Source organism: Janthinobacterium sp. UMAB-56 (assembly GCF_900095265.1).
In the GTDB taxonomy this organism is placed as follows: domain Bacteria; phylum Pseudomonadota; class Gammaproteobacteria; order Burkholderiales; family Burkholderiaceae_D; genus Janthinobacterium.
This window is the reverse complement of the sequence record NZ_LT607682.1, coordinates 1-15,867: the sequence shown is the minus strand read 5'-3', so window position 1 is coordinate 15,867 and position 15,867 is coordinate 1. Positions and strand designations below refer to the sequence as shown.

Below are 15,867 nucleotides of genomic sequence, written 5' to 3'. Positions count from 1 at the left end.
TGCGTCGTTCAGCGAGGGGGCGAATTATAGCCCTGCCACGCACGCCTCGCAAGGGCTATTTTTCCGCCCCGTGAAACAGCCCTGGCACCGCACTTGCTTATACCAGCCTATGCACTGTCCACTGATGAGAGCACCTCTGGGCCTGGCAACAACACTGGGGACAGCCTGGCTCGCTTTGCTTTGCTCCCATCTGTGACAGGTGCTACATTATGGAACACTCTCGATATTCAAAAGAGCGCCGCAGTACAGGGCCCAACGGAGGCAACGAGATCATGTATCAACCGTCAGCTACTTACCGTAGCGCACCGTTTTCGTCCATTGCGGATGCGAACACTTTGCCGGCAGGACAGGACAACGTCCCCGTCATCATCGAAACTTCCCATCAGCGCTCAGTCGCCTTTGGCCTGTCGCCCACGGCCACGCCCGACTTTACGCCGGCCGGAAAATCCGATCTGTCCTTGCTGATCGAGCAAAACCGCATGCTGCACACGCACGCTCTGCCAGCCATGGAAACCCTGTACCAGCAAATCGTCAATACGCACAATATGGTGATCTTGACGGATGCCAACGGCGTGATCGTGCATTCCCTGGGCGACGATGATTTCCTGGAGAAAGCCAACCGCGTGGCCTTGCAGCCGGGCGTGGCATGGTCGGAACAAAGCCGCGGCACGAATGCCATCGGCACGGCCATCACGGAAAAAGTGCCGACTTTGGTCCATGCGGACCAGCATTACCTGGCCGCCAATCATTTCCTGACGTGCTCCGCCGCCCCCATTACCGACCATCGGGGCAATGTCATCGGCGTGCTCGATGTATCCAGCGACCAGCGCAGTTTTCACAAGCATACGATGGCCCTCGTGCGCATGTCGGCGCTGATGATCGAAAATCAGCTGTTTTCCGCCACCTTCGAAGATGCCATCACCGTGCACTTCCACGCGCGCCCCGAATTCATCGGCACCTTAATGGAAGGCATCGCCTCATTCACGCCGGGCGGACGGTTTTTATCCGCCAATAAAAACGGTTTGTTCCAGTTGGGCCTGTCCTTCGCCGCGCTGCAATCCCATACCTTCAGTTCCCTGTTCGGCTTGCCCGTGTCTGCCCTGTACGAGCATTACCGCACGGCCTCACCCGGTTTGCTGAACCTGTGCATGCACAGCGGCGTGCGCGTGTATGGGCGCGCACAGTTGCGCTTGTCCAATAGCGTCTTCCAGCACGGCTTCACTGCCAGCACCGACCATAGCGATATCAACGCCGTGCCGGCACAGGTTCCCGCGCCGGCCAGCCACGCGGCCAACGCGGCACGCCGCCTGTCCGGCTTGCGTTACCTGCGCACGGGCGATCCGCAACTGGAACTGGTGATCGAAAAGGTCAACAAGGTATTGGGACGCGACATCCCCATCCTCGTCATGGGCGAAACGGGGACCGGCAAGGAATTGCTGGCGCAAGCCATACACAATGATTCGCCGCGCGCCATGGGGCCGTTCGTTGCCGTCAATTGCGCCTCGATCCCGGAAACCCTGATCGAATCCGAACTGTTCGGCTATGAAGACGGGGCGTTTACAGGGGCGCGCAAAAAGGGCGCCATCGGCAAGATCTTGCAAGCCAATGGCGGCACCCTGTTCCTTGATGAAATTGGCGACATGCCCTTTGGCTTGCAGGCGCGGCTGTTGCGCGTGCTGCAGGAACGCATGGTCACGCCGCTGGGCAGCAGCAAATCGATCACCGTCAATGTGGAACTTATTTGCGCCACGAATCACAACTTGCGCGAACGCATGGCCAAGGGCCTGTTTCGCGAAGACTTGTATTACCGCCTGAATGGCCTGGTGGTCAAACTGCCGCCGCTGCGCGAACGCACGGACCTGGAAACGGTCGTGAAAAAAATTCTCGCGACGGAAGCGCCCGACACGCGCTACACGGTGGCGCCGGACATCCTGCGCCTGTTCCACCAGCATAAGTGGCCAGGCAACTTCCGCCAGTTGACCAATCTGTTGCGCACAGCCATCGTCATGGCAGGCGAGGAACATGAAATCAGTTTGCGCCACATGCCTGATGATTTCCTCGACGATATTGAAATGACGCAGGCCAGTGCCGCCGGCGCCAGCGCGGACCGCATGATCGCGGCCGGCGCCAACCTGGAAGAGATGGAGCAAAGCGTCATTCTCAAGTCGCTCGACGCCCACGGTGGCAACGTCTCGGCCACGGCGCGGGCCCTGGGCGTGTCGCGCAACACGATCTATCGCAAGGTGCCGCATCTCAAATAGCCTAGAGTAGGCGGGCAAAGCCGGGCGACATCTTGCGCCGGCCATGCTTGTCGATGGTCATCAAGTCAACGCCCTGCATGTGCGCAGCCATCGCATGCGCGCGCGCGGCCCCCGTCACCATGAAGGTCGTCGACAAGCCATCGGCCAGCAAGCCCGTGGGCGCCAGCACGGTCACGCTGGCCAGTTCACCCGGCGAATCGCCCTTCGACGGGTCGACGATATGGTGATGCAGGAAGTCGGGCGTAAACGTGCATGCGTAATCGCCCGACGTGGCCACGCTGCGCCCTTCCACTTTTAAGGTGGCCGCCAGGATTTCGCCGTCGCGCGGGTCCTGGATGCCCAAGGTCCACGGACGGCGCAGAGAACGCTGTCCCCGCGCGACGAACTCCCCCGTGTCGAGCAGCGCGTGCCGCACGCCGCGTGCCTGCACGGCCGCCAGCGCCATATCCGCCGCATAGCCTTGCGCCAGGCCATTCAAGGTCAGCGCCATCCCCGCTTGCAGGAAACGCACTTCGCGCTTGTCCCACGCCAGTTGCCGCCAGCTTACCCGCGCCTGCGCCGCGCGGCGCAATGTGTCCGTCGGCAAGCTTGCCTGGTCTGCCGCCGCGCGAAACAGCTGCCACAAAGGTTGCACGGTGATATCAAACGCCCCATCGCTCCATTGCGACAAGGCTTGCGCCTGCGCCAGCACGGTCAGCAGATGCGCGTCCGGCCGGGCCAGGCGCCCATCGCGGTTCAGCTGGTAGACTTGGCTGGCGGGACTGTAAATGCTCATCAGGCGGTCGATATTCCGAGCTGCATGCAAGGCGTCTTCAATGGCCAGTTCGGCCTGTCTCTGATCGTGGTGCAGCAAGGTGATGGCGATCGTCGTGCCAAACGCCAAGGCCGCGCCTTGATAAGGGCGCACGCCGGACGCCGTGACCGTGCCGCGCGCCATACTGCCAGGCAAAGACAAGCCGGCCATGCCGGCCACGCTGCCTATCGCTGCGGAAATAAATGTTCTACGCTGCATTGCTGCTCTCCTCTGCCGCAACCCGGACTATGGGAATGCTGCGGGCACGCTTGATTTCCAGCATCAAGGGCGCGCATTTTTCATCGCTGGCGTAAATCACCACGCAATCCATGCACTGAAAACACTCGCCATAATCGACTTTCCCGCTGGGCGCGATGGCGTGATGCTCGCAACGGTGGCGGCAAGTCTGGCACGGCGTACCGCATTCCTTGCGGCGCGCAATCCAGTTGAACAGGCGAACCCGTCCCAGCAGCGCCAGCGCCGCGCCAAACGGGCACAGGTAGCGGCAAAAGAATTTATAGGAAACACTGCTGAGCAGCAACAAGCCCACTGCATACGCGACGAAAGGCCAGGCGCGCACGAAGTTCAAGGTAATCGCCGTCTTGAACGGTTCCAGCTCGACCAGCTTGTCCGTGATCTGGCTGGAAAACATGCTGCTGCCAAGAATCGCCGCCAGCAAACAATACTTGATCCATTTCAAGCGCCCGTCGAGGCGCGGCTTGATCTTCCACTGCGGCAAGCGCAGCCACTGGCCCAGCTTGCCCGTGAATTCCTGCAGGGCGCCAAACGGACACAGCCAACCGCAAAACGTGCCGCGCCCCCAGATAAACAGGCTGAGCAGCACGAACGCCCACAGGATCACCGTCATCGGGTCAAACAGGAAAAAGCCAAGGCTGCGCCCCGCCAGCAGCGCCTGGATGACGCCCGTGAGGTTGACTATCGATAACTGCCCCTGTGCGTAATAGCCGATGAAACCAATCGTAAACAACAGGAACAGGCGGCGGAACCAGGCAAATTGACGGCCATCGCGCACCAGGCGTTTCTGCCAGGCCAATGCGCCGGCCAGCAGCGCCAGTCCGGCGGCCAAGAGCAGCAGTTCAGCCTTGCGGTTCTTCCACGTGCCGCGCCACGTGGCATCGTCGCCTTGTGGCGCGCTATACAAGTCAGCCGGCAGGCGGTAATTGAAATCAACGTTGCGGGCGATGCGCTCCGGATACACGATGCCCTTGCTGCGCGTGATGGGAAGAGAAAATGCCAGCGGGCTGGCCACATCGAGTCCCGCCTGGCTGATGATGCGAAAGACGGCGATATTTTCCGTTGGCAACGCTGCCCCCTCCGACAGCCTCAATTCCAGATCCAGGTCGCGCATGTCGATGGGCAAACCATCCTGCTTCAGCAATAGCCGGTCGGGGACAGTGCCGCGCACGAAATCGTCGCCCAGCACGCTGTAGCGCCCGCGCGACATGACGAGGATGGCGTGGTCGCCCTCGTCGAGCCGGTTACGCAATTTAGTCCAGCTGCGTTCCGTCAACAGATTGCGTCCCACCGTGGGCACGGACACATACGCCAGGTACAGGTCGATGAACACGCCGTCCGGCGCACGCACGGCCTGCGCATCGAGTCCCGCGCCGGGACTGCCGGCAAACAGGCTCTCCACATCCTTGTTGCTCAAGCGCACATGCTGGAGCAAACCCTGCTCGAGCATCTGCGCCACGCTGCGCTTCTCGAATACCTCCATGCGGATGCGGGCGATCTGGTCCGGGTCGCGGCCTTGCGCAAAGCCGAGCTTCTTGCGCGACACTTTCAAGGCCGAGGCCAGCACGCTCTGGTTGATGATGCGCACGGAGGCCGTGGCCTTCGACACGCCATCGATATCGGCGTGGGTCGCGTCTGGCGCGCGTTTCTTCCTGGCATCGATGGCAATATTCTGCTTCAGCGACAAGCCCTGGTACTGTTTGACGAACTGAAACAAGGGCGCCTCACCCAGGCCATCGAGAAACACGGGTTCGTGCTGCGACAGGACGGACACGTCCAAAAAACTGCCTTGCGGATCGATGGCGATCAGCAGATTGACGGGCACGCCGGAAAAGCCGGGAATAGGCGCCAGGTCCACCGATTCAAAAACGTAGCCGACCAGTTCGGTGGCCGTCGCGTTTTGCTTGAGCAAGGGCCAGACGGGCAAGTCGGCCTCCTTGTCGCCAACAACGAGGGGGGCAGGAAAGCGCCGTGCCAGCTCGGCCTTGTCGAGCACGCCCGCCCACGCCTGTCCCAGAATGAACAGGAATAGCCAGCATCCGATGAATAACCGCATTATCCGCATGTACTGTGCTCCGTGCGGCGCCCTGTCGCAAGGCGCCGCATTCATTGGTTAGAAGAAAATGATGCCGCCCAGCGACACGCCATTCATCTTCGCTTCACCGCCCGTAAAGCCTTTCGAGCGCGTCTGGCCCAGCTCGCCCACCAGGGTGATTGCACTGTTGAGCGAGTAGTACGCACCCAGGGTCAGGTTGGCGTTCGACTTCAGGCCGCCCGTGCCAGCCGTGTTGTCGTCGTTCTTGCTGATGCCGTAAGACAAGCCCAGCTTCAGCTTGTCCGTCGTTTTATACGTGCCTTGCAGCAGCCAGTTCTTCGACTTGGTATCGCCCTGGTCCGCATCGGACAAGATGCCCAGCCCTTTGCCGCCCTGGAAGTTAAGCAGCACGCCAGCCGCCCCCATCTGGTAAGAGCCACCCACTTCCACTCCGCGCATGGTCAGGTCATCGACCCCAGGCGTTTTCGAAGTGAATTTTTGCGACTTCACGCCCAGCCAGGCTTTCAAGCCTTCCTGCGCATACGTCAGCTGCGCCTGGACTTGCGGGCTCGACTTCGAAGAATAGGTCGAGCCTGCCACGATGGGCGTATCGGAAACGGGGCTGACCAGCGCCACGTCGACGCCAACGCCACCCGACTTCGGCGAGCTGTACATGATCTGGCCATAGTTGCCCAGATAGGTGTAGCCGGCGCCGATATGGCCCAGGGTCACTCGCCCACGCTGTGTCGCCTGCACCGGCGCGCCTGAGCCCAGCAAGGTCATGTCGGACAAAATCGCGTTCGCGCCGAAGATGCCATAGTCGCGGCCCAGCTTGAAGGTGCCCATCTGCTCGTTGCCGAACGTGAAGAAGGCCTGGCGCACATCGACCACGCTGTTCTGGCTGATGGCGCTGTCGGTGGCCGTCGAATTGTAGATGCCGATCAAGGCTTTCACGTCGTACTCGCCAAGGCGCGACGCGGCGGAGGTGATCAAGCCGTTCGGCAACAAGCCGTTACCGATGGTGGTGCGGTCCTTTTCGCCGCCGCAACCGAGCGCCTGGCCACCCAGCGCCAGCCCGCCCACCGCATCGCCCGAACACGACACTTGCGTGTAATAGGCGTTGACGATGCCGCCCACCGACACGGTCCAGTCGCCAGCCTTGATATCGACGGCTTGCGCCTGCCCCATCGCTGCGATTGTCATGACACCCAGGCCCCCCAGCTTGCTCCATAGCTTCATTTTTTTCTCCTCTTTCTTCTCTGTTTTTAGTGTGCACACCAATGATTGATGTACCTCAAGCTTTGGCAATAAGCGTGCCCAGCACGGCTCAGAGGGAGAGAGAGAAAATACGTGTTTGACGTGTGCAATAGCGAATCACTCGCCACTGATAGTGTTCATTTTTTGACCGCAAGGTTTCATGTCGGAGATACAGGTAAACAAAAAACTGACGACCTGGGCCGTCAGCAAAAAGAAAACACCCAGCGGACAGGGAGACACCCATCCGAGTGGCCTGGGTGCTTCAGCCCCTTACTTCGATGCCAGCTTGAAAACCCACACGGAACCGCCCTGTTCCAGGAAGTTGACCTTCTTCGCCACTTCGCCGCCCCACAGCGGCACCGCGCCGCCCCAGCCCGATACGACGGCAACGTATTGCGTGTCGCCATCTTGCCAGGTGACAGGCGGCGCCACGACGCCGGAACCCGTCTGGAATTTCCACAGCTCCTTGCCCGTCTTCGCATCGACGGCCTTCAGGAAGCCTTCCGGCGTGCCGTAGAACACCAGGTTGCCGGCCGTGCTCATCACGCCGCCCCACAGCGGCGCGTTGTTCTTGATTTCCCAGACGATCTTGCCCGTCTTCGGATCGACAGCGCGCATGGCGCCGATATAATCGTCAAACAAGGGCCTGATGGTAAAACCGGCACCGAGGAAGGCACCGCCTTTCTTGTAGCTGATGGGCTCATTCCAGATATCCATGCCCCATTCATTCGCGGGAACGTAGAACAGCTTGGTCTGCGGCGAGTACGCCATCGGCATCTGGTTTTTGGCGCCGAGGAAAGCGGGCGCGGCAAACACGGTCGTGCCCTTCTTGCCTTCTTCCCCCTTGGTCGGGTCCCCAGGGCGTCCGGCGGCGATATAGTTCGGCCGTCCCGTCTTCAGGTCGATGCTGCTGGCCCAGGTGATTTTCTTCACGAACGGGAAGGCGTTCTGCAGCTTGCCCGTGTTGGCGTCAATCACGTAAAAGAAGCCGTTGCGGTCAGCCTTGCCGCCGTAGCGCTTGCCATCCATGTCAAAGGTAACGAACTCGTTGGCGCCGTCGAAATCCCAGGCATCGTTCGGCGTGTTTTGATACGCCCACTTGATCTGGCCCGTTTTCACGTCCAGCGCCACGGTGGACGAAGAATACAAATTGTCGCCGGGACGCAAATGGCTATTCCATGGCGCCGGGTTGCCAGTGCCAAAATACGCCAGTTTGGTTTGCGGATCGTAGGTGCCGCCCATCCACGTCGAGGCGCCGCCCGTTTTCCACAGGTCGCCCGGCCAGGTTTTGTTCACGGTGCCGGAGACGCCGTTATCGATCGCCTTGCCATCCTTGTCGTAGCGATGGCCCATATGGCCTTCTACCGTCGGACGGCTCCATACCAGCTCGCCCGTCATGGGATTGCGCGCCTCGACCCGGCCCACGATGCCGAATTCGCCACCCGATACGCCCGTCAGCAGCAAGCCTTCGGCGATCAGCGGCGCGGCCGTCATCGAGTAGCCGGCTGCGTAGTCGTCGACTTTTTCCTTCCAGACGAGCTTGCCCGTGTTCTGATCCAGCGCCACCAGGTAGGCATCGAGCGTGCCGAAGATCACCAGATTGCCGTACAGGGCGGCACCGCGGTTGACCACATCGCAGCACGGCATGATGCCGTCCGGTAAGCGATGCTCATATTTCCACAGCTTGGCGCCAGTTTTCAGGTCGATGGCGAAAATGCGCGAATACGAGGCCGTGACGAACATCTTGCCGTTATGAATCAGCGGCTGCGATTCCTGGCCCCGCTGTTTTTCACCGCCAAACGAGAACGACCAGGCCGGCACCAGCTTGGCCACGGTCTTGTCGTTGATCTGCGTCAGCGGCGAGTAGCGCTGGCCCTGCGTGCCCATGCCAAACGACAGCACGCTAGCCGGATTCTTTGCCGTGCTGTCGAGCATGGCACTGGTGACATTGCCCACGTCAGCCGCCTGGACCAAAGACGCCAAACCCAAACCGACGAGTACCCCCATGATTTTTTTCTGCACAATCATCTCCCTCTGTTTTATTAGTATGTGTGTATCAAGTCTTGCGGTGCTCATGCGGCTGGGCATGCAACAGCGCGCACTCCTCATCGGTGAACAGGCGCGAACGCGTCAAAAAGCGCTTGCCCGTGCCGTTGTCGAGTGAAAACATGCCGCCATTGCCGTCGACGACATCGATAATCAACTGGGTATGCTCCCAGTACTCGAATTGCTCGAGTCCCATGTAAAACGGTGTGCCATTCAAATTACCGAGATAGATGTCGGTGTCGCTGACATCAAACTCGCCCAGCGCATAGCACATGGGCGCACTGCCATCGCAGCAGCCGCCCGACTGGAAAAACATCAAGGGGCCGTGACGCTGGCGCAACTTCTCCATCATCTCCAGCGCCGCATCGGTGGCGACCACCCGGGCAATTGCTGCATTCATGGCATCCCTTTCTGCGCGCCGCACCTCGACTACAGGCGCAGCGCGTGTGCCGGTTTAGAAGAAGCCCAGCGCTTTCGGGCTATAGCTCACCAGCAAGTTCTTCGTTTGCTGGTAATGGTCGAGCATCATCTTGTGGTTTTCGCGGCCGATACCCGATTGCTTGTAGCCGCCGAACGCGGCGTGGGCTGGATACAGGTGATAGCAATTGGTCCACACGCGGCCCGCCTGGATGGCGCGGCCCATGCGGAAGGCGCGCGAACCGTCGCGCGTCCACAAGCCGGCGCCCAAGCCATACAGGGTGTCGTTGGCAATCGCCAGCGCTTCGGCCTCATCCTTGAAGGTGGTCACGGACACGACGGGCCCGAAGATCTCTTCCTGGAAGATACGCATCTTGTTGTTGCCCTTGAACACCGTCGGACGCACGTAGTAGCCGCCTTCCAGGTCGCCCGCCTGCGTGTGGCGCTCGCCGCCGGCCAGCACTTCGGCGCCTTCCTGGCGGCCGATGTCGAGATAGGACAGGATTTTTTCCAGCTGCTCCTGCGACGCCTGGGCGCCGATCATGGTGGAAGAGTCGAGCGGATTGCCTTGCTTGATGGCAGCTACGCGCTTGAGGGCCCGTTCGATGAATTTCTCGTAGATCGATTCCTGGATCAAGACGCGCGATGGGCAGGTGCATACCTCGCCTTGATTCAGCGCAAACATGGTAAAACCTTCCAGGCACTTGTCGAAATAATCATCGTCGGCATCCATCACATCTTCAAAGAAGATGTTCGGCGACTTGCCGCCCAGCTCCAGGGTGACGGGAATCAGGTTCTGCGCCGCATAGCCCATGATCAAACGCCCCGTGCCCGTTTCACCCGTGAAGGCGATCTTGGCGATGCGCTTGCTCAAGGCCAGCGGCTTACCCGCTTCCAAGCCGAAACCATTGATGATATTCAGCACGCCCGGCGGCAACAGGTCGCCGATCAGCTCGATCAACACCATGATGGAGGCCGGCGTCTGCTCGGCCGGTTTCAAGACGACGCAATTGCCGGCGGCCAGGGCGGGCGCCAGTTTCCACACGGCCATCAAAATCGGGAAATTCCAGGGGATGATCTGGCCCACGACGCCCAGTGGCTCATGGTAGTGGTAGGCATAGGTTTCCGCGTCGATTTGCGCGACGGAACCTTCCTGCGCGCGGATGCAGCCGGCAAAGTAACGGAAATGATCGATGGCCAGCGGAATGTCGGCATTCATCGTTTCACGGATCGGCTTGCCGTTGTCGATGGTTTCCGCCGTGGCGATCAAGCTCAGGTTTTGTTCGATGCGGTCGGCGATACGGTTCAGGATATTGGCGCGCTCGGCAGGCGAAGTCTTGCCCCAGGCATCCTTGGCGGCATGCGCGGCGTCCAGCGCCAACTCGACGTCTTCCGCCGTGGAGCGGGCGATTTCGCAAAACGGCAAGCCCGTGATGGGCGTGATGTTGGGAAAGTATTCACCTTTTACCGGTGCGACGAATTTGCCGCCAATGTAATTGTCATAACGTTGTTTGAAGGGATTGGCTACGCCCAGTTTGCTGATGTCTGCGAGATTCATGTCGTCCTCTATCGGGTTATGAGAATGGAATTGCTTTATTTAAAATCAAACGTCCTGGTACAGATGGGGTGAATACACGAAGTCTTCCGCAAATGCCGTGCCAGCTCGCCATCCCACTACAAACTGAGCGGGTTTTACCCTTGTTACAAGGGTGCGGCGTCCAACCAGGCGCGCTCTTCATGGCATGCCGCGGGCTCGTTTTGAACCAGGAGGCAGCGTCCTGCTGCCATCCGGGCCAGCCCTGCTGCAGCGCCCCTTCGCCGCTGCACAATGGAACAGGTGTACCAGACTGGAACACCTGCTCCTGTACCACTACCGTATCACCACACCCCATGGCAATTCACCCACGGCAATATCGGCCACTTTCCGCGCGCTGGCCGTATCGATGACGGAAACGCTGTTCGAGCGGCCATTGGCCACGTACAGCTTGCTGCCGTCGGGCGTGATGGCCATATTCCATGGGCGCTTGCCGACGGCAATGGTGGCCGTCACCTGCTTGCTCGTCGTGTCGATCACCATCACCGTGCCATCCGTGCCATTCGAGACATACACCTGCTTGCCGCTGGGATGGACGGCGATACCGTTGGCATTCTTGCCCGCTGGAATAGTGGCAATCGCCTTGCGCGCGGCCATGTCGATCACATACACAGCATTGACCAGTTCGCACGCCACGTAGGCGCGGCCGGAGTCCGGACTGAAACCGATGCCGCGCGGACGCAGTCCCACGGCGATGGAGGCGATCTGGCGGCGTTGCGCCACATCAATCACATCGACTTGCTCGGCCTCTTCCGCGCTGACCAGCAGCCAGCGCCCATCCGGGCTGAAAACGGCATGTTCCGGGTTGCGCCCTTGCACCTTGATATCGACAAGCAAGACTCCCGTCTGGCCATCGAGCAAGGCCACGCTATTGTTTTCCTCGACGGCCACGGCCACATATCGACCGTCCCGGGAAGCGCTGACGCCTTCGGGCGACTTGCCCAGCACCACCGTGCGCAGCGGTGTGCCGGTCGCGTTATCGATCAGTAACAAGGCGCTGCTGGCGGCGTCCGTCACAAACAATTGCCGCCCTGCAGGGTCGGCGGCAATGCCACGCGGACGCTTGCCTGCCGCGATCTGGCGCACTACCTGATCGGTCGCCGTATCGATCACGCTCAAGGTGCCCGATTTTTCATTGGGAACATAGGCAAACGGTGCTGCATGGATGGTGCTGCAGGCGAGCGCAGGCAGCAGCCAGCAGACCTGGCGCAAGCGCGAGAAGAAATTGGACATAATCACCTTTTCAATGGCAGAACGAGAGTAAATCGCGCGGCATCGGCGCTACTGACAATAACTGCATGCAAACGCCGTGCCACTGACAGGCGTATAATTTCAGCCCACCAATGGAGACATGGCAGGCATATTGCTTGATAAGACTAGGCAGACCTGTGCCGCTCACGCGCTCAAGCAGGCTTTTATTCACATTGGAGAATCCGCATGCAGTACCGTTTCCGCCTGAACACCATTGCCAGCCTGTTTGTCGTCGGCAGCGCCACCCTGGCCCCCCACGTTTTCGCCGCCGAGTCCGCTGACCTGGTCGCCGGGCAACTCATGGATACGGTGGTCGTCAGCGGCAGCCGCATCGCCCATCCCAGCCAGGAAGTGCCGGCCTCCATCGACGTCGTCGACAGCGCCCGCATTCGCGAGGGGCAAATCCGCGTCAATGCTTCGGAGGCGCTGGCCGCAGTGCCGGGCCTGGTCGTGCAAAACCGCCAGAACTACGCACAAGACTTGCAAATCTCCTCGCGCGGCTTCGGCGCCCGCTCGGCCTTCGGCGTGCGCGGCGTCAAACTGATCAGCGATGGCATTCCTGCCAGCATGCCCGACGGCCAGGGCCAGGCCGCCACCTTCAACCTCGATACTGCCGAGCGCATCGAAGTGCTGCGCGGACCGTTTTCTGCCATCTACGGCAACCATTCGGGCGGCGTGATCCAGCTGTTTTCCAGGGATGGGCAAAATCCCCCGTCCGTCGAATTGAATGTAACGGGCGGCAGCTACGGCACCAGTAAGGTGGACTTGACGGCGCAGGGCCAGGCGGGCGGCATCGGCTACGTGCTCGACGGTTCCCGCTTCCGCACGGATGGCTTCCGCGACCACAGCGCCGCCACGCGCGAACAGGCGTTCGGCAAGATCACCGTCAAGCCCAATGCAGACAGCAAGCTGACCATCGTCGCCAACAGCCTGCATCAAGGCAATACGCAAGATCCGCTGGGGGCCACCTGGGCCACGTTTGCAGCAAACCCGCGCGCAGGTGAAATCGATCCTAAAGACGACCAGATTCCAAAACGCAGCTTTGCAGAACGCTACAACACGCGCAAGAGCATCGACCACCAGCAGATCGGCGCCACCTATGAACAAGCGTTTGGCGACGACCGCCTGCATGTGATGGTGTATGGCGGCAACCGCGATGTGATCCAGTACCAGGCTTTCAACATCGATTTCCAGAAGTCTCCCTCACACTCGGGCGGCGTGGTCGATTTCCAGCGCCAGTTCTACGGCATCGACACCAACTGGCTGCACGTGAACCAGCTGGCCGGCGGCAAACTGAGCACCACCATCGGCATCGATTATGGTCGCTCCAGCGATGACCGCACCGGCTATGAAAACTTCATCGGCAATAGCTTTGGCGTAAAAGGCAAATTGCGCCGCGACGAGCAGGATGTCGTCTCCAGCCTCGATCCGTATCTCCAGATGGAATGGCAAAGCGGGCCGTGGCTGCTCAGCGCTGGTGTGCGCTACAGCAAGATGAAAGTGGAAGTTAACGACCATTTCTTCAGTAATGGCAACGACAGCGGCAACCTGGAATTCAGCCACACGACACCCGTACTGGGCCTGCTGTATAAACTGACGCCGAACGTCAACGTCTACGCCAGCGCCGCGCGCGGCTTCGAAGCGCCTACCCTGAACGAACTGTTTTACTCGGGCACGGCCGGCGGCTTCAATTACCAGCTGAAACCAGCCACCAGCACCAACCTGGAAGCGGGCGTCAAGGCCAGGATCGGCAACAATACGCACCTGAATGCGGCCGTCTTCCAGATCAAGACCAGCGACGAACTGGTAGTTGACAAGTCCAGCGGCGGGCGCACCAGCTACCGAAACGGAGGCAAGACCTTGCGCCAGGGCATGGAAGTGTCGCTGGACTCCAACCTGGCGTATGGCTTCACGACAAAAGTGGCACTGACCACCTTGCACGCCGTCTATGAGCAGGCCTTTGGCAACGTGCGCGAAGGCAACCGTTTGCCGGGCGTGCCCAGCGCCAACCTGTTTGCGGAACTGGCCTGGAAAGACACGCTCGAGCGTTTCGGCGCGGCGCTGGAAAGCGTGGCCAGCAAGCAGGTCTATGCGGAAGACAGCAACAGCGAAAAACCGGCGCCCGGCTACACGGTGTTCAATGCCAGGGTCAACGCCAGGCAAAACGTAGGCAACTGGCGCTTCAAGGAATTCGCCCGCCTGAACAATCTCTTCGACAAGACCTACGTGGGCTCCGTCATCGTCGGCGATAGCAACAAGCGCTACTATGAGGCGGCGCCAGGTCGTAACTGGTTGCTGGGCGTCAGCGCGCAATATTCGTTCTAAGAAAAAAGCCCGCGCATCTTCCAATGCGTGGGCTTTTTAGCATATCAACATAGCCTGCTACGGCCGTGCTTCCTGCACGCCATACTTCTCGAAGATGGCTTTCAATTCGCCGCTGGCCGCCATCTCGTTCATGGCCGCCTGCAGCAACTTGGCCACGTCGAGCTGCTGACGGCTGACGGCCAGACCCACGGCCCAGCCGGCACGTGGCAAACGAGGGAACACCACTGCGCTCAAGGGGAAAGCAGGATCGCTTTTCAGCACCGATTCGATTTCCGAACGGTTGGCCAGCACGGCGTCGAGCTGGCCCGCCTGCAATTGCTGCAAGGCTTCGGCAGCCGTATCGAAAATACGCACGTCGTCGCGGTACTTGCCGTTGTCTTCACCCAGTATCAGCATGGCCGCGATCGATACCTTTTCCACGCCAACACGCTTGCCGGCCAGCGAGGCGATGCCATCGAATTGAGGCACGGCTTGCGCGCTGCGCGCCAGGCGCACGGTTTCCACGTAGTAGGGCGCGAATATCTCGACCTTGTCGTTATCCGCCATCAACTTCTTCTCGACCGGCACATGCAGCATCACGTCGGCGGGGCCATAGCCGAGGTAATGCCCCTTCCACACCATATTGCGCAAATCATCGTTGAGGTTTTCGCCGGCGGGAAAAGGTAGCAAGCTCAGTTTCAAACCCAGCTTTTTCGCCAGCGCTTCGGCGATATCGATATCGATGCCCACCCCCTTGTCGGAAAACGGCGCGAACTCGTTATACACAGCCACTTTCAGGCTGCCCGACTGCTGCACTTTCTGCCAGTCGGCGCGCGCTGGCGCAGTAGCGCACAACGCAAGGCAAGCGAGCGAAAGCATCGCGCGCGCGCCCCGGAGTTGAAATGAACGCATGGGACTCCTTCGTGATCAGTTCGACTTAATTGGACTCGCGGCGGGTTTCCAGGTAAGTCTTGATGGCCCACATGGCTTCCTGGTTGAACACGCCTTCGAACGGCGGCATGTATACGGCGCCGTTACGCACTTTACCGTGACGTATGGTCGCCAGGAAGTAATTGTCCGTCTCCTTGTAGCAAGCCTGTTTCTTTGTCTCATTCTTCATACCGAAGCAATCGCGGTCAAGCTGGCGCAAGTCCGGCGCGATGCCGCCCGAAATGGCTTCGATGCCGTGGCAGCGCGCGCAATTCTGATTGTAGGCCGATGTACCCACCGTCAAGGCCAGCTTGTTGCCGCGATACGGGTTTTGTTCGAGCCACTTGTCGCCCACCTTGGGCAAGCCCGTGGTGTCAACGCTTTGCGGCGTGACATTGCCGTGGGCATAGGCATGGGGCAAGGTCAACAGGGAAGTGAGGGCGACAGCGCCGGCGGCGGCCACGCCGAGCAGGGTGCGAATAGAATAGGTCATGCTGGTCTCCTTGGTTTTTTGAGTGAATATCCAAGAAGAGCAAATGCCATGCCATGCGTGCATGCCCCACATCCAGCCGTCCATGTCTCAATTTGGAACAGCTGTAACACGTTTTGTATCACCAGGTCCGAAACTGATAAATGCGCCAGACGAAAAAAAACCCCCTCCAGGCAGCAAGATGACATCATGGCATCTTGGCACTGGAGGGGGTTTTTCTCTACTGCGAATAAC

Annotated in this window: 12 protein-coding genes; 2 read left to right on the top strand and 10 right to left on the bottom strand. The window is 60.1% G+C overall.

Annotated features, from left to right (window positions below; genetic code table 11):
• Positions 1-272: 272 nt before the first annotated feature.
• Positions 273-2,261 carry a sigma-54-dependent Fis family transcriptional regulator gene (locus K0F85_RS27990; RefSeq protein ID WP_257638212.1) on the top strand — a complete coding sequence of 663 codons (1,989 nt, stop codon included), beginning with the start codon at positions 273-275 and terminating at the stop codon, positions 2,259-2,261.
• Between the two features lies 1 nt (position 2,262).
• On the opposite strand, the gene K0F85_RS27985 is transcribed toward K0F85_RS27990, so the two are convergent.
• The 7 genes from K0F85_RS27985 to K0F85_RS27955 form a co-directional block, all read right to left on the bottom strand.
• Positions 2,263-3,273 (bottom strand): FAD:protein FMN transferase, encoded by a 1,011-nt coding sequence (locus K0F85_RS27985; protein ID WP_219119074.1) that lies wholly within the window; start codon positions 3,271-3,273, stop codon positions 2,263-2,265.
• Positions 3,263-5,365 (bottom strand): 4Fe-4S binding protein, encoded by a 2,103-nt coding sequence (locus tag K0F85_RS27980; protein ID WP_257638211.1) that lies wholly within the window; start codon positions 5,363-5,365, stop codon positions 3,263-3,265. Before K0F85_RS27980 ends, K0F85_RS27985 begins: the two co-directional genes overlap by 11 nt.
• Positions 5,366-5,422: 57 nt before the next feature.
• On the bottom strand, positions 5,423-6,583 hold the full coding sequence (locus K0F85_RS27975) for a porin (protein ID WP_257638210.1): 1,161 nt from the start codon (positions 6,581-6,583) through the stop codon (positions 5,423-5,425).
• A 288-nt stretch (positions 6,584-6,871) separates the two neighbouring features.
• Positions 6,872-8,608 (bottom strand): methanol/ethanol family PQQ-dependent dehydrogenase, encoded by a 1,737-nt coding sequence (locus K0F85_RS27970; protein WP_257638209.1) that lies wholly within the window; start codon positions 8,606-8,608, stop codon positions 6,872-6,874.
• 49 nt (positions 8,609-8,657) lie between these two features.
• Positions 8,658-9,047, bottom strand: a complete 390-nt coding sequence (locus tag K0F85_RS27965) for a DUF779 domain-containing protein (protein ID WP_219119071.1) — start codon at positions 9,045-9,047, stop codon at positions 8,658-8,660.
• 54 nt (positions 9,048-9,101) lie between these two features.
• Complete coding sequence (adh, locus tag K0F85_RS27960; protein WP_219119070.1) at positions 9,102-10,622, bottom strand: aldehyde dehydrogenase; 1,521 nt, start codon at positions 10,620-10,622, stop codon at positions 9,102-9,104.
• 312 nt (positions 10,623-10,934) lie between these two features.
• Entirely contained in the window at positions 10,935-11,891 is a 957-nt protein-coding gene (locus K0F85_RS27955; RefSeq protein WP_219119069.1) for a beta-propeller fold lactonase family protein, read from the bottom strand.
• A gap of 204 nt (positions 11,892-12,095) precedes the next feature.
• Between K0F85_RS27955 and K0F85_RS27950 the strand changes: the two genes are divergently transcribed.
• Positions 12,096-14,234 (top strand): TonB-dependent receptor, encoded by a 2,139-nt coding sequence (locus tag K0F85_RS27950; RefSeq protein ID WP_219119068.1) that lies wholly within the window; start codon positions 12,096-12,098, stop codon positions 14,232-14,234.
• A gap of 57 nt (positions 14,235-14,291) precedes the next feature.
• Here the strand turns inward: K0F85_RS27950 and K0F85_RS27945 are convergent, their stop codons facing one another.
• The 3 genes from K0F85_RS27945 to K0F85_RS27935 form a co-directional block, all read right to left on the bottom strand.
• On the bottom strand, positions 14,292-15,125 hold the full coding sequence (locus tag K0F85_RS27945) for an ABC transporter substrate-binding protein (protein ID WP_257638208.1): 834 nt from the start codon (positions 15,123-15,125) through the stop codon (positions 14,292-14,294).
• A 25-nt stretch (positions 15,126-15,150) separates the two neighbouring features.
• Entirely contained in the window at positions 15,151-15,636 is a 486-nt protein-coding gene (gene pedF, locus K0F85_RS27940) for a cytochrome c-550 PedF (protein WP_219119067.1), read from the bottom strand.
• Positions 15,633-15,867, bottom strand: a 235-nt coding sequence (locus K0F85_RS27935; RefSeq protein ID WP_219119066.1) for a hypothetical protein, incomplete at its 5' end; no start/stop codon positions are given. The genes K0F85_RS27935 and pedF, both read right to left, overlap by 4 nt.